Source organism: Nostoc sp. (assembly GCF_036917615.1).
GTDB lineage: Bacteria > Cyanobacteriota > Cyanobacteriia > Cyanobacteriales > Nostocaceae > Nostoc.
Genome location: NZ_JBALCZ010000057.1, coordinates 43,826 through 62,829 on the forward strand (window position 1 = coordinate 43,826; position 19,004 = coordinate 62,829).

A 19,004-nucleotide genomic window follows, 5' to 3' on the forward strand; every position below is an offset into this window, starting at 1 on the left:
GGTAACTAGCTCGCCTGCATCCGAGTATTTTACTGCATTAGCAATTAAATGGCTTAATACGTGCATGAGTTGATTCCAGTCTGCCTTTATTCTCACAGGAAACGGGGCGACTTCCAAATTGATTGCCCCATGCTCAAATTTCTCTGTCATTTGCACCATGTCTGCAACCAAATCATTTAATACTGCAAGACCTAAGAATTTCTCTACAAAGTCAGATGGAACTCTTATATGTAGGTAAACTGATTGTAAACGTACTCCCTTCCCCTAACTTTGATTGCACACTTACACTACCCCCCATACCTTCTATAAGTGTCTTGACAATCGATAAACCCAAACCACAACCCCCAGTAGCATGAGAGCGGGATTCATCTACGCGGTAAAATCTCTCAAATATCCGTGCTTGGTGTTGCAAAGGAATGCCATAACCGTTGTCACAAACTTGAATAATTGCCTTGTCTTGAAACTGATTTAACTTAAAAATTACGGGTGTATCAGCTTCAGAATACTTAATAGCATTATCAATCAAATTCAATAATACTTGTTTGAAGCGACTGTAGTCTGCTTTTATCTCAATTGGATAAAGATTTGACTCGATTGTAATTTTGCGATCGCTATATTTTTCTGCCATCATGACAACTTCTTCAACCAAGTCATTCAGCACATAAGATTTAATTTGAAAATATAAGTAACCACTATCTGCTCGTGCCAAATCAAGTAAATCTTGTAGCAGGCGGATAGTGCGTTCAGCTTCCGATGCAGCAGTTTCTAAAGCTTCTTGTTGGCTTTGGGTTAAGTTATTCTGCTTTCGCAAGACGCTTTGTAAATAACCATGTACAATTGTCAAGGGTGTACGTAACTCGTGAGAAACATTACTCACAAATTGTCGCTCTTGCTCCCATGATTGGGAGAGACGGGATAACAGCATGGTTAAGGTTTGAGCTAATTCTTTAACTTCGCTGGGTGCATTATCAAGATATAACTGTGCTTGTCCTAAATCTTCAGCAGAAATCACAGAAGCCATTTGATTTAGCTGGCGCAGAGGTTGCAGAGAACGCTTGATATAAAATGCGATCGCAGCAGTTAAAACAATAATTGCCAAAACACTAGTAATACCTAAACTCTGCACCATTACCACAAACATTCTCTGTTCGTGGGTAATATCCTTTACTACAAATAACTCACCGAGTAACTTACCCTGTACTTGCACAGAACTACCGCATAAAACAAAGTAGCTTTGGTTTACTTTGTAAACTTGTGGTTTAATCGGCATCTTAGTCAGGGACATTAACTCAGCTACCGTAGTATCAGATAATAAATCCAAAGTTGCAGATTTTACTAAAATTTTATTATCATGACTTTTTAGCCATAAGAATGTATTGGGATTTGTCAGATTATTAATAGCCTTTTGCAATCCAGTTTCAGTTTGCATCATTTCACTATAAATTTGCACATCTTGCGGCAAGCGCTTGGCGATTTGTTCTATATTATTCTTATGACTATCAACTAAAATTCGCTGCATTTTCCAACTAGTCCATGTAGCGAGACTACCTAATACCAAAGCTGAAAATCCTACGATACCAACCGTGAGGCGTGACTGTAAGGAAAATGGGTCTAAATTTATCCAAAACTTGATGATTTGCTTCACTGTTATGGTTGCGTATTAGGTGTTGAAGAAGGCTTTATCAATAAAATCAAAGTGCTAAATGTCAAGTTACTGTTAACCGCGACATCTTTAGTTATAGCTTACATTAACTTACCTGTGTTGCATACCTACAGTGAAAAGGGCAGCCGTTCCAAAAAGATTGCTAAATATTTTTACTTCATCGTCCTCACAACTTTGCAAATCTTTCTATAATAATAATGTAAATGCATTTACTAATAATTAAATTAATTTCCGCTGAGAATTACCTTAAAATTTATACTACTGTCTGGTTAACCTTTGTACTCTTGTTTGAACGCAGGGGCTGAAAGTAATTCTTGCTCTTGAAGACTGATAGTATATTTTAGAGAATAATAGCAGTCCTCAATTTATTTGTCTGCTTTAATTCAATATCTTTGGTGTTAGTGATATTTGGGCCCGGAGAGATCCCCCAATCCACGCCAGTCGCTCATGGAAGAAACCCCCAAATGCTCGTTCTCCCTACAGCCCTGCGGGCTGTAGGGAGAAGACCGCACTCGCTCCCAGATCCTCGGCTTGCTCTAATTCCCTCCTAAGGAGAATTAGGGAGGATCAGGTTTGGATATTTTTATGTTAAAGCGATCGCTTCTTTATCCTTCTCTATTTTTGGTTCTTGATCCTGTGTTTCATATTCACCACATTGCTGGATTAATTTCGCAACTAAACCTGTCCAGCCAGTTTGATGACTAGCTCCAATTCCGGCTCCATTATCGCCATGAAAATACTCATGGAACAAAATCAAATTTTGCCAGTGTGGATCATTTTGAAACTTTTGTATTCCACCATAAACAGGACGTTGACCAGAGGGATTTTGTAAGAAAATTCTGGTTAACCTTTGAGATAATTCTGATGCAACTTCCCAAAGTGTCATCATTTGACCAGAACCTGTAGGACATTCAACTTTGAAATCGTCTCCTAGATAATAATGAAACTTTTGTAGAGATTCAATTAAGATGAAATTCACTGGAAACCAAACAGGGCCGCGCCAGTTAGAATTACCACCAAATAAACCACTACTAGATTCAGCCGGTTCATAATCTACCCGAAATTGTGAACCCTTGACATCAAAAATATAGGGATTTTCAGCATGAAATCTAGAAACTGCCCGAATGCCGTAAGGGCTAAAAAACTCGCTTTCATCCAGCATTTTTTGCAGAATACTTCTGAGCTTATCTCTGGAAACAATCGCCAGTAATTTCCTCGCACCCACTCCTGGTGTTTGCATACAAGCCACATTTTGCCGCAAATCAGGACGGTTTTCGATGAACCATTCCAATCGCTTTTTAAAACCAGGAAGCATTTTTAAAGTATCTGGTTCAATAGTTTCAAGGGCAAACAGAGGAATTAATCCTACTATTGATCTTACTTTTAAAGGAATTTCTCGTTCAGCTAGGTGCAGCATATCGTAGTAAAATTCATCTGAATCATCCCACAAACTGGCTTCCATTTTGCCAATTTTATTCATCGCATCGGCAATGTAAAGGAAATGCTCAAAAAACTTGCTAGCAATGTCTTCGTAAACAGGATTAGTCTTTGCTAATTCTAGAGCGATCGCTAACATATTTAAACAATACATCCCCATCCAACTAGTACCATCAGATTGGTTGATGTATCCGCCTGTAGGTAAAGCTGTGCTGCGGTCAAATACACCAATATTATCTAAACCGAGAAATCCTCCTTGAAAGATGTTTTTACCCTCAGCATCTTTGCGATTTACCCACCAAGTGAAATTGAGCATCAGCTTTTGAAACACCCGTTCTAAAAACTGTCGATCTGCTCGTCCATATATCTTCTGTTCAATCTTGTAAATCCGCCAAGTTGCCCAAGCATGAACAGGGGGATTAACATCACCAAATGCCCATTCATAGGCAGGAATTTGCCCATTAGGATGCATATACCATTCCCGTGTTAAAACATCCAACTGATACTTAGCAAAATCGGGGTCAATCATTGCCAAAGGAATAGTATGAAATGCCAAATCCCAAGCCGCAAACCAAGGATATTCCCATTTGTCAGGCATAGAAAGAATATCTTTATTGTAGAGATGGAACCATTCCCGATTTCTGCCTTCTTCGCGTTCTGGAGGTGGCGCTGGTGTATTGCGATCGCCCTTCAGCCACTCCTCTATAATATAGTGATAATATTGTTTACTCCAGAGCATTCCAGCAAATGCTTGTCGCTGCACATTTCGCATATCTTCACTGAGGTCAAATGGCGTAACGCGCTGATAAAAATTATTTGCTTCTTGTTGTTGTTCAGAAAATGTTTTATCAAATTCTTTGCCAAATGGCTTACCTAAATCGGGTATATCACTCAATCGTAATTTCACAATTTGAGTTTCGCCTGCACCGACTGTTAACAAATAATCAGCAGATGCTTTGGTGCCAATTTTATTTGGATTGACTGCCTCTTTTTTACCCTGAACTATGTAGTCATTAATGCCATCTTTTACATAGGCAGATGAATTAGGAGAGCCAAATAAACGCTGAGAATTTGTCTCGTTTTCTGTAAAGAGAATTTCGTTTGCGTCCTGACAATACAGCCACCTTTGACCTAAAGTTGGATGAAACACCTCAACTACATGAAAGCCATTACCCGATTCGACCTCTTTTAAAGTAGGTTTGCTGGTATCCCCATTCCAAGACCAAGTATTACGAAACCAGAGAGTAGGTAACAGGTGCAGTGTCTTTGCTTCTGGGCCTCGGTTAACTACTTTAATTTGAATGAGAATATCTTCAGCAGAATCCTTAGCATATTCAATGAATACATCAAAGTAGCGATTTTCATCAAATACACCTGTATCTAGTAATTCAAATTCTGGATCTTGATGATTTCTCCGTTGATTTTCTGCAACTAATTGGGAGTAGGGAAAGGCTTTTTGGGGATATTTATAAAGTGCTTTCATGTAGGAATGGGTAGGGGTATTGTCTAGATAAAAGTAATATTCCTTAACATCTTCTCCATGATTACCTTCACTACCACTTAGACCAAAAATTCTTTCTTTGAGAATAGAATCTTCGCCATTCCAAAGGGCGATCGCAAAACAAAGCCGTTGATGATTGTCAGAAATACCAGCAATCCCATCTTCACCCCAACGGTAGGCGCGAGAACGAGCCTGATCATGGGTGAAGTAGTCCCAGGCTGTACCATTGGCGCTGTAGTCTTCGCGCACCGTTCCCCATTGGCGATCGCTTAAATATGGCCCCCATCTACGCCAATGAGCTTTGTGAGTTAGGGCTTCTGCTAATCTGATTTCTTCTTGAGTTAGATTTGTCATGATATCACCCTGTGTAGAATGGCACTTTAGTTAATTTGCTATCTTAAGTATCCCGTTTTTACTCAAGATAGGGGTGAGTTTTTGATGAAAAATTTATAGGAAAATTGGTAAATAAAATACAGGATAGATTCAGGTAAAATCTCTATTAAGTTTTGATATCCAGAAATTTTCAAATTTTCGGTAATTATTCTGCTGTCTTTAGGCTCTTGGTAAAATAGTTAGCTCTTAACTTGCCTGTTAAACTCTGCATTAATTTGGGAATACTTGAGGGTAGCTTGCTTCTATTAATATAATTATGCCTTTCAACACGAACCCTGGACAGCAAAGTCCAATTGAGGTTTTTGAGGATGATACACATTTCCTTGTCCGTATTCACCCTGAAAACCGCGATCGGGCTAAGAAAATTCCTGGACGACAATGGGACGGAAATCGAAAGCTATGGGTTTACCCTAAAGATCAACCCACCTACGAAGCCCTCCTCGAAGAGTTTGAGAGTGATGCCGATAAATTCGATATCCGCCGGTCAAAGACTCAACGTCCCCCTGGTATTAAGCCGCCTGAGAAAAAACTAGATAATGACGAGTTGGAGGATCACCTTTTAGAAGAGATTCGTTCTTTTGGCGATATTGGCGAAAGTCAAGGCAAGATTCACAGCGAACTTGAAGAAATTCGGGTGATGCTTGAGTCCCTTAGAGATGATGCAGCCAACCAAAATCGGACACTTGAAGAATTGCGCGGAACTCAGGAAGAAGCAACTAAATTACTTAACAACCTTGAGTCATCTACTCAACAAACAGCAAAGACTGAGCCAGTTGAGGTTCTTCCTGAATTCCTTAACCTCCTGACTAAACAGAAAGAGGTTGAGTTACTTGAAAAAGCACTAGTTATAATAGCTTGCTCAACAACTGGTGAGAAGAAGTCATTTTGCGATTGGTTAAACAAACACAAACCCCTTAGTCGTCCGGCGGATTTTGTCAACGAGACTCACGAATTTCTAAAAAACCAGCTTATCAAAATCGTTGGGGATGAAGATCCTCACACAGACTTCTATAACCTTATTAAAAGGGCAAGGGATGAAAACGTGATTTTCGACCCAACAATCAGACCCATATCAATTCTTTTCAGTCTGAATGATATCCGAAATCGCTTTGCACATCCTCCTATTCTTTTCAGCCAATGGGAAAAAAAGAGCAAATCAATCCTCTACCTAATGAACCTTGCTCTAGTTTGGTCAAAAGTTGTTATGGAAGTGGAGGACTGCAATGAATGAACATGTCCCCGTTTGGGAATGTTACCGACTGCCCGGAATCTCTAAACCAGATGAGTGGAGGGAAGTTCTTGAGAGATGCCTTGAAAAAGTTGAATGTCCTTACCGCTACGATATTCGTAACACTTCGTTACGAGTTTGGAATCCTACTGAACCAGAGATCAAAGTTCCAGACTCGAACTATACCTGCCGCAATGGTTACGAACTCCAAAAGGTAGCCTTTAAACAAGCGAAGAAGAGACATTGGTTGGTATCACTTTCACTCGTTTAGTCTTTGAGCCTGGGTCAAAATTCCCAACTTTTTTTTCCACTGATGAGCTTTTCTCTAAAGGTAAGTATCCTGATGTCTTGCGCCACCAGGCGATGATTGGCGGCATAGAAAGGCTGACTGAGTTTTTGAACCGTTCTCTTGTTGGGACGCAACTTAAGCGCCACAGCGACTACAAAGTAGTCCATCACGCCACCAACGTATCCTACCACTTTGGTAACTGTTCCCACTCCCTAGCTCAAATTGTACAGAATCCAGGGCTATCAAAGAATTTGTTGAATGCAGTAAGATATGGTAAAGCCGCAGTACCAGCATCAGTGAGGCTTGGGGTTCTTTCGTCTAGTGTCCACGACTCTATTAAAGCTCTTGAAATTGGAAGACTGGTAGTCGGTGTCCTTCATGACTGGCACTGTAATGCTTCCCTTGAAGACTTGAAAAGTGGCGATGGAATTGAAGCTTTCTTAGCTAACTCCTCACAAGGGCAACCTGTTGTTTTAGTACCTCTTGACGGCAGAAAGGGAGTTCGTCCCCCCGACGCAGCTATCAATTGGCTAAAGTATCTTGACTCAGAGAAAGCAGCTTTCCAACTATGCTCGATCGCATCTAATCCTCTTTACTCAAGGCATGGACTCGCTATTGCCATTCTTGCAAAAGCTAACGGGAGCATCTTTATCACAGAACCCGATAGCTTCCCAAACTTTCGCCGTAGCTGGTTTGTCGGACTTGATCTCGGCAGAGGTGGACTAAATAAGGGAAAAATCTTAGCGATCGCACTTACCAATCCAGAGGGCAGTTTACAAGCTTACTGGCGGGCCATAAAGGACAAGGATGAAACTCTTCCCTTAGAGGTGCTGCGTGAGGGTTTATCATGGATTACTTCCAAAGCGGAATCGCTTGAAGCCGATCGTCATCTCTACCTGATTCGTGATGGACTTAGACCACATAAAGAATTCTTAGACTCTTACTATAAAGCTTTGTCCAACCATGATTTTACGCTTATTGAATACTCAAAATCTGGCTCTCCTCTAATTCACTGCGCTCCTGTTGAACCCCAACCAGGTACAACAATTATTCTTGAAGAATCATTGGACTTTACTGCTCTATATCCTTGTACCTCGCCACAGCACGGCGTACTAACAACACCAGTAAAATTTCGCACACCAATCAATCCTAACGGGCATAGCTCATCAGATATAGCTTTACTTCTCACCACCCTTTGCCATTCAGCCACACTCTCCTACCAACCTAGTCGCTTGCCTGCTCCACTCCAATGGGCAAACGGTCTTTCGCGTCTTTCCTACACGGATCTACAGTTTTCTGGTTGGTCTCATAGAGCTAAAAAACTCGTTAATCTTGCAGTACAATAGCCGCATAAAGTTAGTTTCAGAACTGTTTCTAGAATCGCAGTTTGTAGAAGCAATATTAGAAGAACCTCAGGTGGAGAAGTATTTTTAGTGAGAGTTTTGATTGATACCAACATTGCATCAACTCTCCGTCGCCAACCAAGCACGCAAAACCTCTGCCACTGTCCATGCTTGGGCAATACATCCCCGTGGAGTCATCGGAGCATCACCATCAAAAATTTCACTGAGACTACCAAGACCGTGTGCAGTGAGATGATTAGCCATTGGTTCCAAAAATTGACGAGCCTGTTCAGGATTTTTGTAGACGCGCAGGTGTGCTAAGACGAACGGCCCCAACAACCAACCCCAAACTGTCCCTTGGTGATAAGCTCCATCACGTTGATACTGATTGCCTCCGTATTTACCCTGAAATTGGGGATGATTGGGGGCAAGCGATCGCAATCCATGAGAGGTCAGCAGCACTCGTCCGCAAGCTTCCACCACACTCTTTTGCTGGGCAGGTGTTAGCGGACTTTCTGGTAATGAAACAGCAAATATTTGGTTAGGACGCAACGCCGCATCATCACCATCAGGACTGTCTATAACGTCATAGCAATAACCTGTCTGGTCATTCCAGAAGCGAGAAAATCTATACTTAGCCCGGTCTGCGATCGCCTCATATTCTTGGTGTGGTTTACCAAGCTGACGGGCAAACTTTGCCATTGTCCGTAGAGCATTATACCACAGGGCATTAACTTCAATCGGTTTGCCAATTCGGGGCGTAACTACCCAATCGTCAACTTTGGCATCCATCCAGGTCAGTTGTACACCTGTAACGCCTGCATAAAGTAAGCCATCGGCTGGATCGAGGTGGATGTTGTAGCGTGTACCGCGACAGTGCCAATTAATGATGTCTGCAAGTATTGGAAAGAGTTCACCAAGCAAATTATCATCGTCCGTAGCGCTGTAGTAGGCGCGGACTGCTTCAAAGTACCAGAGAGTGGCATCGACAGTATTATATTCTGGTTGCTCACCTGCATCGGGAAAGCGATTCGGCAACATTCCCTGGTCTACGTATCTGGCAAAGGTGCGAAGAATTGAGCGTGCTACCTCTGGGCGACCAGTTGAAATTGTCAAACCAGGGAGACTAATCATTGTGTCGCGTCCCCAGTCGCTAAACCAGTGATAACCAGCAATGATGGTTTTACCGTGAGGGTCTTCTGGTACTGGGCGGTTAACAATAAACTGGTCAGCAGCTAGTATTAGGTGGTTGATCCAGCTCGGTGATTCCTTAGTGTTGAGGGGTCGGTTACTATTCCAAAGTCCTGTTAGCTTCTGCTCTTGAGCGCGACGTAACTTAAGTGCAGCTTCGCCATTAAGATTTGGTTGTTTTTCTGTGCTGGCTACAAATGCGATCGCTTCCCCAGGATTCAGTGTAACTTCAAAGGTGGCGGCGTGGAGATGGTCTTCTTTATCTCTCAATCCCCGATAGCGTTCAACTGCTAAGTCAAAGCCATAATACCAATTGTGGGCAACAGATGCACTACCATGTAGTTTACCGCCGTAGGCATCGCTCAACAGATACAGTGGTACAGCGCCCGGATAAGCAGTTACACAAATCCCCTGTTCCACCTGCTCAACAGACATCTGCCAACCGTTACTTTGAGTGTCGCCGTGATAATCACGGTAGTTGACCATTGCTTTGAACGTTAACTTAAGCGGTTGGGTGGCACGACGCAGAGTATATTGGACATAAGTTGTGTTAGCGCCTTGTTGCATCCACACCCGTTTTTCTAATAAAGCATCGGCAACAGCAAACCGCCATACGGGTATTGTGTTTTCCAAAGAAAAACGTTCAATATGTTGATAACCGTGGGGACTGATAGTACCATCAGCCCAACGATTGGTCTGTAGAGAATAAGAGCGAGTGTCATACAGCACAGTTTCATCTAGTTTTGCCAGCAGTAAGGTGCGACCTAGAGGTGGGTTCAATGCTGCTACCAGTAGTCCGTGATAGCGGCGGGTCAATAAACCTGCCACAGTTCCAGAGGCGTAACCACCAATACCGTTAGTAACTAACCACTCCCGCGATTCTGCGGTGTCAAGATTGCCACAGATTTCCCGCCCAAATTCTATACACATAAATCAACACTTTTTTTGGCGATCAATATCTGGATTATCGATTATGAATCCTCTACTGTGCTAAGAGTGGTATTAAGAGTTGATAATAGCGCAATTTTCCGTTAATCCCAAAGCCAGGCTTTACAACACCATAGCGATCGCACTCACCTTAAATTAAACACAAGTGCGATCGCATATTCAACATTTTTCTCGTATTTGCTGTTTTTTTATACCTTAATATAATGTTTAACAATAGTTGATGAACTTTACAAAACCAAGCTAGACAGATATTCACAAGGGTTTACTAAAGAGAAGCTGAAAATATCCTGTAAAATATGACACAGTGTAAAGGAAAGTACAGCCAAGAAGTGCAAATGTACTATAATTTTTCATAAATGGCTTAAGCCAAAGTGAAAATCTATATAAGTTACAACAGTGAGTGAGGTATATAAGAAATAGGTATAGACTAAGAGTAGGTTGTAAAATAAGTAGCTTCCGTGGCTGACTCTAAGTCTACAGATTCGAGCAATTCAGAACAACAGATTGACGAAGCAATCTGTCAAATCGCTGAGGTTACTAATAAGGTTATAAACATCCTCAGTAACAGTACAGAATTTGAAAAATTAGAATCTGATAATCTAGATTCTCATAGTCAACAAGCTGAAAAAGACCAAGTAGAACGAAGAAAGACGTTAGAGGCTGAAAATGACAGAAAACGGCAACAACTTGCTCGGAGGTGGAAACGTTACTAATCTAAGGCACTTCATTTACTTAGATAGAAATCGTCTTTTCTCTTATACTGCTCAAGTTTCTGATGGACTGCCACAAGTGCGACATCTCTTAGAAAGTATTAATGAGACTAATATAGATAACCCAATTGAAAATTATACAGAAGAAGTTCGAGAATCTTCAAACGAAGCGGAGGGGAGTTTAGGAGCTAAAGGGTTTGTTGGTGCTGTTACTGGTAAAAGAAATAATAAAAATAGTCAAAAGAAAAGCCTTAAAGAAGGAGGCTCGACTGTAAAATTTGAGTCTTTACAAACCTTATCTCAAGATAAAGCAGAACACGATAATCTTTATTTAGTGTTAGAAAAAGATTTAATTGATGCTGGTTTATTACACGAAGTCGTAAAAGGAAACTTATTTCCGCAACCCTGCCCCCATTTAATCAAAATTACAGGAGTAGCACGCTTCTTTGATTGGGAGTCAGTAATTAAAATGTTGGAACAACCTGATATTTTGTGGAGTACCTTTGACCAGCAAGCGCGTCTGGCTTGGGGTAACGATAAAAATAGGCTGAAGGGAATCGCTCAACTGACTCGAACCTTTTATATGGGTCCGTTAACTATTAGTATGCAAGTTAATGGTTTAAACCTATGTGCATCTCTTGAGCCTAATCATCTTTGTATGACACTTAATCAACTGAGAGCAAGATATGTACTCTCAGGCGATGTAGAAGTCACCATAGTAGGATTTACTGCTAAACGGTCATTGAAATCAACTAATTTTCCTGGCATTGTTGGGCAGTTTGACCCAAAGGAATTGTTTCAAGCTTTTTTAGGGCAAGTTGATTTAATGATTGACCCTGTAGCTATATATGGAGAAGTAATTTAGTCTAGCTGTATTTATTGAACGGAATAGTTCTGAGATAACACTTAATATCATTTCTCCATAATCCGCATTGTGTGATTATCAGCATCTCTTACCAAAAAGCCCTTTTTAAATTTCAAAAGAGAGAATTTTTCTTTTAATGGTTTTGCTTGATTGCAGATCTATAATTTTGACATACCTGATTTATTCTAAGCATTATTATAATGCTGAAAAGCCTGGGGAGAAGCTACTCAGATAATTTGGCAAATTCTATAACTTCAGCAATAGGAATTTCTTGATTCTTCTCAGACTTTCCAGCACTGTTGTTTGGTGTATAAGTGCGATCGCACGCAAGTTATATTTATACCTGTGAAGATTCAGCAGACGGCAGAATAATCTCAAGACCGTATCTTGGAGCAGCTGCCAATATCATCGTAAATAGAGCAGACTGAAGTCAAGCCATATCTACAACAGGCTATGCCTACGTAATGCTCTGAGATTGTTTGACTTTACTCACAATCACACAACTTATTCTTGCCTATCTAATTGTTGTATAAATTTACATTTAATCAAGTAAAAATTCATCAGTTTGTTGTATGCAAATAGCATATGTCTCTAGTAAAATCTTTCTATCAAACTAGTGCAGCGTAGCCCAAATAACTATCCAGTTGATTTTTAAAATTATTTTTATAACCCATGCAATAGGCATCCATGAGCAAAACCAGTGATGACGAAATATTGTTGCACAACCAAACTTGGCAGCGTGAGCGGCAAATTATAGCACGTTTGTCTTCTTTGAACTATCGAACTGGCGAACTGGGTAACTATTTGCACAATATTGCCTGCGGAGTCAGCGAACTTATTGGAGTTGATTGGACAGTTGTTACCTTTTGCCAAGAGGGGTTTGAAACTGTTCTAGCGAGTAGTGTTGAAATGTGTGAGGGCGAACATGTTTATTCACTACATGGTTTACTAACTGGCACTGTTATCCAAATGGATCACTCATTAGCAGTAGAAGATGCTCAAAAACACCCAGAGTATGGACAGGCTCCAGAAGGTTATTGTGCATATTTAGGGATACCATTGCGGACTGCTGAAAGTGAAGTGATTGGTACTATCTGTTCATTTAATCACCAACCACGTGATTTTAAAAAAGAAGACATTCAAATTGTGAAATTGTTTGCTGAACGAGCTGCAACAGCAATTGACAACTATCATCTTTATCAACAACAATGCCAATTTAATCATATTTTGGAAGCTGAGGTTGAAAAACGTACCGCAGAATTACAAGCAGCCCAAGCCAAGCTTTTAGAACAAGAACGACTGGCAGCTATTGGTGAATTTGCTGCCATTATTGTGCATGAAATTCGTAATCCCTTGACTACAATGATTATGGGATTAAAATATTTCCGAAAAACCATTCTGACTGAATCTGCTCAAGAGCGATTAGCATTGGCACTGAGCGAAGCTAGTCGTCTGGAACGTCTGCTGAGTGAAATTTTGCTCTACGCCAAGCCCCAAGTATTGCAGCTTTGTGAATTAGATGTAAATGAATTCATTGATGAGTTGCTGGTATACATTCGTGAAATGCCAGAAGCTTTGGAACGACAAATTGAATTTATTCCGGTGTTGCCTACGGTAAAAACTTTGGGGGATAAAGACAAACTTAAACAAGTATTTATCAACATTCTCCGCAATGCTTGTGAGGCAGTTGCACCAGGAGATGTTGTGAAGTGGAAAGTGGACTGTTCGCATCCAGATAAAGTCTGCATTAATGTCCACAATGGTGGCGAACCAATTCCATCGGAAGTTCTCGCCAAACTTTCTGTGCCATTCTTCTCCACAAAACCTTGTGGCACTGGGCTAGGGCTTGCCATTACCAAACGCATCGTCAATGCTCACAATGGGGAACTGTTAATTTCTTCTGACCTCTTAACAGGTACTACCGTGAGTGTTAAATTACCTGTAATTATTCAATAGAGTTTTGGTTTATCATACTTTAATCTTTGTAAATATTTGCGTTTTTAATATCACTAATCAATTCATCAATCCTTGATTTGGTTGTATTCCAAGAACACATAAAACGTACTCCTCCCACACCAATAAATGTATAAAACTGCCAATTCTTTGCTTTTAAGGCGTGAATGACTTGTTCTGGTAATTTAACAAACACGGCGTTGGCTTCTCTAGGAAACATCAAGTCAACACCTTCTATGTTTAATAGTTGATTTTCTAAGTAATCAGCACATTGATTGGCATGTCTGGCATTTTTTAGCCAAGCACCAGTTTCCAATAAACCCAACCAGGGAGCAGAGATAAACCGCATTTTTGAGGCTAGCTGACCTGCTTGCTTACATCGATAATCAAAATCCTCTGCTAGCTCTTTGTTGAAGAAAAGAATGGCTTCACCTAATGCCATTCCATTCTTTGTACCACAAAAGCACAACACATCCACTCCAGTTTTCCAAGTAATTTCAGCAGGGCTTTTATTCATCGCGGCAACTGCATTTGCAAAACGAGCGCCATCCATATGAATCTTTAAGTTATACTTTTTCGCAACTTCTTTAATTTTCAGAAGTTCTTCAATAGAATATAAAGTTCCTAATTCAGTTGATTGTGTTATACTAATAACTTTAGGTTTGGGATAATGAATATCAGTACGTTTAGTGACAATTGCCTCTATCGCCTCTGATGTTAGCTTGCCATTTTTACCTTGAGCAAGTAACAGTTTAGAGCCGTTAGATGCAAATTCCGGTGCGCCACATTCATCTGTTTCTATGTGAGATGTTTCATGACAAATGACGCTGTGATATGACTGACAAAGGGCAGCTAAAGATAAAGAATTTGCGGCTGTACCATTAAAGGTAAAAAATACTTCGCAATCAATTTCAAAGAGTTTCCGAAAATAATCTGTGGCTTTTTGAGTCCATTCATCATTTCCATAGGCTGGAACACTACCTTGATTTGCCCTAATCATATATTCCAGCGCTTCTGGACAAATACCAGAGGAATTATCACTTGCAAACTGCTCTAAGTTGCTACTCATAATCTCTACTTTGATTTTTGTAAGTAATTGTTACAATATTAGTGAAAAATTTTGGCACTTGCCAATTCCAAAATTGAGGGATGATGCGATTAACCTCTCAAATTATCTTAGAAGTCTGCTAATTACAAGAACCTTGGATGGTAATAAACTAAATGTTTCTATAGTCCTACTTAATCATTCGTGTACAACAAGGTTTCCGACTTATTTAAAAAGCCGGGAATCTTAAATATTTAATTTTTAAAAATCAAATAGAATTACTATAGACCTCTTACATAAATCAAAAATAAAAACCTCATCCCGCCAAAGCTACGCTTTGTTTCCCTTAAGAGCTTGCTCTTAGGGGTTGGGGGTTGGCTGTTAGGGACTTTTGCAAGAAATCTTATATCTTGCATCAACCTGTTAATTAGTTTTTGTTGTCGGAGGATTTCTCTGAGTAGTTATAGCACAAATTACTAATTTTATACTATTATGATCTTACTTTGCTGATCTCCACAGAAAACTGAGTCTTAGTTTCACGTTACTGAGACGTAAAATTACTGCGGTGTATTCATCAGGCTTGCGTTGAGGGGATTCTAGGACTTAAACATCGCAAATCACTAAATATTATGCTAAAAAAATAAAATTTGCTAATCAGAATGCTAATCATATACTTATAATGTATCATAAAATGCCCTACCAATAACTATGACATCACTATTGGGTATATTTGTCCTTTGTCAGTTGTCAGTAGTTATTTGTTTATTTTCTACTGACTAATGACCCTCTGGATGATGCTCCTTCTGGTGTCTTTGCTAGGCGTAGCTTGCTTGTATTGTAGGGGTACGTCGCTAACGCCCAACGGGAAAGCCAGTTTCCGACGGCGGGAAACCCGTCTACCCTGCGGGTTCTGCGTTCGCAAAGCGTCTCGTAGGGAAGCAGTACAGGACTGGACTCACCAGTTGCTCATCGGGGAAACCACACCAGTTGCTTCTCCCTACAGCCCTTCTTTTAAAGGAGACGCTGTTCGCGTTCAGGCATCCTACGGCAGGTGCTAGCCTCTGACGAATGGGAGAAGTGGAGACGCTCTTGCTAGCTTGCTTGTAGGGGTACAAATTGGGTAACCCATCCAAGGGACTGGCTCACCAATGACTAATGACTAATAACTAATGACTGAACCATTGATTGAACTGAAAGGTGTTTCTAAGTCCTTTGGTAGCCATAAAGTTCTAGATAATGTAGACTTGACCATTTACCGGGGAGAAGCACTGGGGATTATTGGCCCATCAGGGACTGGTAAATCAACAATTTTACGGGTAATGGCGGGGTTACTTACTCCAGATGAAGGAGAAATTTATGTGCAAGGAGTGCGGCGAGACGGTTTGATTGAGGATGGTGGCCAGCAGATTGGTATTGGCATGGTGTTTCAGCAGGCGGCGCTATTTGATTCGCTGACGGTGGAGGAGAATGTGGGATTTTTACTTTATCAAAATTCAAAGCTACCGCGATCGCGCATTCGAGATTTGGTAAAAGAAAAATTGGAGATGGTAGGTTTGCCAGAAATAGCTAATCTCTACCCAGCCGAACTTTCTGGGGGAATGCGAAAACGGGTGAGTTTTGCCCGTGCGATTATGTTTAACCCCGATAATCCCTCAGAAGGCCCAGAAGTTCTACTATACGACGAACCAACAGCCGGACTTGATCCCATTGCCTCAACAGTAATCGAAGATTTAATCCGCTATTTGCAATGTTTGCATGGAGTTTGTAGTACCTATGCCGTTGTTACCCACCAAGACAGCACTATCCGCCATACAGCTGATAGAGTTATATTTCTGTATGAAGGTAAAGTGCAGTGGCAGGGTACAGTTAGTGAAATCTACAATACAGAAAATCCATTGATCAGACAATTTATCAGTGGAAGTGTACAAGGACCGATTCATGTCGTCGGCTAGAAATTTAAAAGTGAAGAGTTATAAAGTGAGGAGTTATGAGTTAAATTAAACTTATAACTCCTCACTCCTAACTCCTAACTCCTAATTGGTTGTTGGTGGAGGCAAAAAAATGCGAGGTCTTATGACAATCCGCTTCGCGTCTGGGCGAACATTTAGAGAAGGCTCTGTGGGGTTGTTACTCCTGCTAGGACTAGGGGTATTTGGATTACTCTTTTTGTGGTTAAATAGATTCACTGCTCCTAGCCGTTCATACAAAGCTATTGTGGAATTTGCTAACGCTGGCGGAATGCAAAAGGGATCACCAGTTCGCTATCGTGGCTTTAAAATAGGAACTATTTCCCAGGTTCGACCAGGGCCAAATGTCATTGATGTAGAGATTGAAATTGCCCAAACTGACCTAATTATCCCCCGGAATGTAGTGGTGGAAGCTAATCAAAGCGGATTAATTAGCGAAAGTATTATCGACATCACACCAAAAGCAACCTTACCTCCTGGGGTTGTGCATGCTAAACCTCTAGATAAAAATTGTGATAACAGCCTCATAGTCTGTAATGGCTCTCGGTTAAAAGGTCAGGTTGGCATCAGTGTTGATGACCTAATTCGCAGTTCAACTGACCTAGCTGCTGCATACAATGACCCAAAGTTTTTTAGAAATGTCAATAAGGTTCTAGAAACTACCACAGGCGCAGCAACCAGTTTTACTGAGCTAAGTCAGGATTTACAAGGTTTGACCAAAAGCTTGCGACAACAACTTAATACCTTTTCAGCCACTGCTAATTCAGTGCAACGGGCGACAAAGCAATTTAATGCATCCGCGACTCAAACAGTCGATAAATTCGGTGCAACTGCAACTCAAGCAAATCGTTTGCTGAACAACCTGGATAATCTGTTGACAACAAATCGTTCTTCGCTGGTTGGCGCTTTGAACAATATCACCGAAACCAGCAACCAACTGCGTGTTACAGTCAGTAGCTTATCACCATCTGTGAATCGATTAACTCAAGGACAATTACTCAACAATTTAGAAACTCTTTCAGCAAATGCAGCGCAAGCCTCAGCTAATTTACGCGATGCTTCTAAAACCTTAAATGATCCAAAGAATGTGGTGCTGCTGCAACAAACATTAGATTCAGCACGAGTAACGTTTGAAAATAGCCAAAAAATTACATCTGATTTGGATGAATTGACAGGTGATCCTAGTTTCCGAAAAAATTTGCGGCAATTGGTGAATGGTCTAAGTGGTTTAGTATCTTCTACACAACAAATGCAGCAACAAGTGCAAGTTGCTACGACTCTAGATTCGGTAAAAGCTGCTGTCAGTAAACCAAATAATCTAATTCCTACCCCAGCACCAACCCAACAGGCGATGTTTAATGACAAGTCTCTACCCGTCTACGTAATTAATCCCTCACCTGCTAATTTTGTCAGTACTGACACCAACCTTGAACCAACCCCCAGTCCGTCTATCTCTAACTCATCTCAAGAAGACCTCTTGAAGCAGCTGCGGGAGTATGGTAAGCAACGGGAGCAACTGGAAACGGGGAAATAGGCAATACAGCTTGACAATACATAACCACTTCCCCTAAAGGGGATGGAAACATTCTACTTAATTGTTGCTGTTGGAGCAGGCTAATACCAATTCTGTATGAAGATGCGCTAAACCATATTTAAGTACAAGAAAGAAAAACGAACCGCAAAGGACGCATTCGCGTAGCGTCTCGTAGAGAAGGACACAAAGAAAGAAAGAAGTTAAAAGGGTTTAGCGCAGCCTCACAAAGAAATGGTATAACTAGCTGACTTTACATAACCACTTTCCCTAACGGGAATGTTTCTATCCCCGATGGCGTGCGCTTGCTTTCACTCAATGCTGACAAGCACCTAAACGATTAACTCACCCACCACAAGACCAGCAATTACCAAGCGCCATACTTGGGCAAAGTCTGTGTCGATGGCTGGATCACTCCATTCGGATGCGTGAGCTGGATGGTGAAACCGAACCATCGCTTGAAAGACTGCCTTCGCCGCTACCTGCGGATCAGTGACCTTAAACTCGTGACTAGAAATACCGCTCTCGACGATCGCAGCTACTTGCTTTACGAGTTCATCAATGTGAGCTTGAACCACCCCTCGTGCCTCTTGAGCGATCGCAGAATAGGTTGCAAACAACTCTGGCTCGTCCAGGACTTTTTGACGTTTCAGGGTTATGAGTTGCTCAAACCATCGGTGCAACCGTTCAACGGCGGAACCTTGCTCTTGGGCGATCGCTGCTAGCGGTGTGGAAACCCGATGCAGCCATCGTTCTGCTACCGCATCACGCAGGGCAGCTTTGCTGGGAAAATGCCGATAAATCGTGCCGTGGCTCACCTCTAAAAAGCGAGCCACATCGACGACTGTTGCCTTTGCCAGACCGTAACGACGCAAAACCTCTTCCGCCGCGTCAAGAATCCGCTCCGGTGTCAAAGCTGAATCATTCATGCTAGGGATAT

At 41.3% G+C, this 19,004-nt stretch carries 14 protein-coding genes; 9 read left to right on the plus strand and 5 right to left on the minus strand.

Annotation, left to right across the window (positions count from 1 at the left end):
- Positions 1-211: 211 nt before the first annotated feature.
- Together V7K85_RS18965 and V7K85_RS18970 are read right to left on the minus strand one after the other, a co-directional pair.
- Positions 212-1,645, minus strand: a complete 1,434-nt coding sequence (locus V7K85_RS18965) for a sensor histidine kinase (RefSeq protein WP_334815449.1) — start codon at positions 1,643-1,645, stop codon at positions 212-214.
- 601 nt (positions 1,646-2,246) lie between these two features.
- Entirely contained in the window at positions 2,247-4,955 is a 2,709-nt protein-coding gene (locus V7K85_RS18970; protein WP_334815451.1) for an MGH1-like glycoside hydrolase domain-containing protein, read from the minus strand.
- A gap of 295 nt (positions 4,956-5,250) precedes the next feature.
- Here V7K85_RS18970 and V7K85_RS18975 point away from each other — a divergent pair, with 295 nt between their 5' ends.
- Genes V7K85_RS18975 through V7K85_RS18985 form a run of 3 tightly spaced genes read left to right on the plus strand, consistent with a single transcriptional unit; the run spans position 5,251 to position 7,857 of the window.
- Positions 5,251-6,225, plus strand: a complete 975-nt coding sequence (locus V7K85_RS18975; protein ID WP_334815453.1) for a hypothetical protein — start codon at positions 5,251-5,253, stop codon at positions 6,223-6,225.
- Positions 6,218-6,493, plus strand: a complete 276-nt coding sequence (locus V7K85_RS18980) for a hypothetical protein (RefSeq protein WP_334815455.1) — start codon at positions 6,218-6,220, stop codon at positions 6,491-6,493. The genes V7K85_RS18975 and V7K85_RS18980 overlap by 8 nt, the downstream gene beginning before the upstream one ends.
- Positions 6,466-7,857 carry a hypothetical protein gene (locus tag V7K85_RS18985; RefSeq protein WP_334815456.1) on the plus strand — a complete coding sequence of 464 codons (1,392 nt, stop codon included), beginning with the start codon at positions 6,466-6,468 and terminating at the stop codon, positions 7,855-7,857. The genes V7K85_RS18980 and V7K85_RS18985 overlap by 28 nt, the downstream gene beginning before the upstream one ends.
- A 117-nt stretch (positions 7,858-7,974) precedes the next feature.
- Here V7K85_RS18985 and V7K85_RS18990 read toward each other — a convergent pair whose 3' ends face one another.
- A complete protein-coding gene (locus tag V7K85_RS18990) occupies positions 7,975-9,975 on the minus strand; it encodes an amylo-alpha-1,6-glucosidase (RefSeq protein ID WP_334815458.1) in 2,001 nt (666 codons plus the stop codon).
- Between the two features lie 476 nt (positions 9,976-10,451).
- Between V7K85_RS18990 and V7K85_RS18995 the strand changes: the two genes are divergently transcribed.
- The 3 genes from V7K85_RS18995 to V7K85_RS19005 all read left to right on the plus strand — a co-directional run bounded on the left by V7K85_RS18995 (position 10,452) and on the right by V7K85_RS19005 (position 13,524).
- Complete coding sequence (locus tag V7K85_RS18995; RefSeq protein ID WP_334815460.1) at positions 10,452-10,706, plus strand: hypothetical protein; 255 nt, start codon at positions 10,452-10,454, stop codon at positions 10,704-10,706.
- The gene (locus V7K85_RS19000; RefSeq protein ID WP_334815462.1) at positions 10,660-11,568 is read left to right on the plus strand and encodes a DUF6414 family protein; all 909 of its coding nucleotides are present in this window, start codon (positions 10,660-10,662) and stop codon (positions 11,566-11,568) included. The genes V7K85_RS18995 and V7K85_RS19000 overlap by 47 nt, the downstream gene beginning before the upstream one ends.
- Before the next feature lie 687 nt (positions 11,569-12,255).
- The gene (locus tag V7K85_RS19005) at positions 12,256-13,524 is read left to right on the plus strand and encodes a GAF domain-containing sensor histidine kinase (protein ID WP_334815464.1); all 1,269 of its coding nucleotides are present in this window, start codon (positions 12,256-12,258) and stop codon (positions 13,522-13,524) included.
- Between the two features lie 19 nt (positions 13,525-13,543).
- Here V7K85_RS19005 and V7K85_RS19010 read toward each other — a convergent pair whose 3' ends face one another.
- Positions 13,544-14,590, minus strand: a complete 1,047-nt coding sequence (locus tag V7K85_RS19010) for a threonine aldolase family protein (protein ID WP_334815466.1) — start codon at positions 14,588-14,590, stop codon at positions 13,544-13,546.
- Positions 14,591-15,345: 755 nt separating this feature from the next.
- Here V7K85_RS19010 and V7K85_RS19015 point away from each other — a divergent pair.
- From V7K85_RS19015 to V7K85_RS19025, 3 genes are all read left to right on the plus strand, one after another.
- Positions 15,346-15,624: a hypothetical protein gene (locus V7K85_RS19015; protein WP_334815468.1), complete on the plus strand. Its 279-nt coding sequence runs from the start codon at positions 15,346-15,348 to the stop codon at positions 15,622-15,624.
- Between the two features lie 111 nt (positions 15,625-15,735).
- Positions 15,736-16,518: an ABC transporter ATP-binding protein gene (locus V7K85_RS19020; protein WP_334815470.1), complete on the plus strand. Its 783-nt coding sequence runs from the start codon at positions 15,736-15,738 to the stop codon at positions 16,516-16,518.
- Positions 16,519-16,627: 109 nt separating this feature from the next.
- The gene (locus tag V7K85_RS19025; RefSeq protein ID WP_334815472.1) at positions 16,628-18,067 is read left to right on the plus strand and encodes an MlaD family protein; all 1,440 of its coding nucleotides are present in this window, start codon (positions 16,628-16,630) and stop codon (positions 18,065-18,067) included.
- 329 nt (positions 18,068-18,396) lie between these two features.
- Here the strand turns inward: V7K85_RS19025 and V7K85_RS19030 are convergent, their stop codons facing one another.
- Positions 18,397-18,993, minus strand: a complete 597-nt coding sequence (locus tag V7K85_RS19030) for a TetR family transcriptional regulator (protein ID WP_334815474.1) — start codon at positions 18,991-18,993, stop codon at positions 18,397-18,399.
- Between the last annotated feature and the right edge of the window lie 11 nt (positions 18,994-19,004).

Excerpts from the sequence above, each read along its gene's own strand:
- V7K85_RS18970 (WP_334815451.1), bottom strand. The coding sequence starts at position 4,955 with ATGACAAATCTAACTCAAGAAGAAATCAGATTAGCAGAAGCCCTAACT.
- V7K85_RS18975 (WP_334815453.1), top strand. The coding sequence starts at position 5,251 with ATGCCTTTCAACACGAACCCTGGACAGCAAAGTCCAATTGAGGTTTTT.
- V7K85_RS18980 (WP_334815455.1), top strand. The coding sequence starts at position 6,218 with ATGAATGAACATGTCCCCGTTTGGGAATGTTACCGACTGCCCGGAATC.
- V7K85_RS18990 (WP_334815458.1), bottom strand. The coding sequence starts at position 9,975 with ATGTGTATAGAATTTGGGCGGGAAATCTGTGGCAATCTTGACACCGCA.
- V7K85_RS19000 (WP_334815462.1), top strand. The coding sequence starts at position 10,660 with ATGACAGAAAACGGCAACAACTTGCTCGGAGGTGGAAACGTTACTAAT.
- V7K85_RS19005 (WP_334815464.1), top strand. The coding sequence starts at position 12,256 with ATGAGCAAAACCAGTGATGACGAAATATTGTTGCACAACCAAACTTGG.
- V7K85_RS19010 (WP_334815466.1), bottom strand. The coding sequence starts at position 14,590 with ATGAGTAGCAACTTAGAGCAGTTTGCAAGTGATAATTCCTCTGGTATT.
- V7K85_RS19015 (WP_334815468.1), top strand. The coding sequence starts at position 15,346 with ATGACCCTCTGGATGATGCTCCTTCTGGTGTCTTTGCTAGGCGTAGCT.
- V7K85_RS19020 (WP_334815470.1), top strand. The coding sequence starts at position 15,736 with ATGACTGAACCATTGATTGAACTGAAAGGTGTTTCTAAGTCCTTTGGT.
- V7K85_RS19025 (WP_334815472.1), top strand. The coding sequence starts at position 16,628 with ATGCGAGGTCTTATGACAATCCGCTTCGCGTCTGGGCGAACATTTAGA.
- V7K85_RS19030 (WP_334815474.1), bottom strand. The coding sequence starts at position 18,993 with ATGAATGATTCAGCTTTGACACCGGAGCGGATTCTTGACGCGGCGGAA.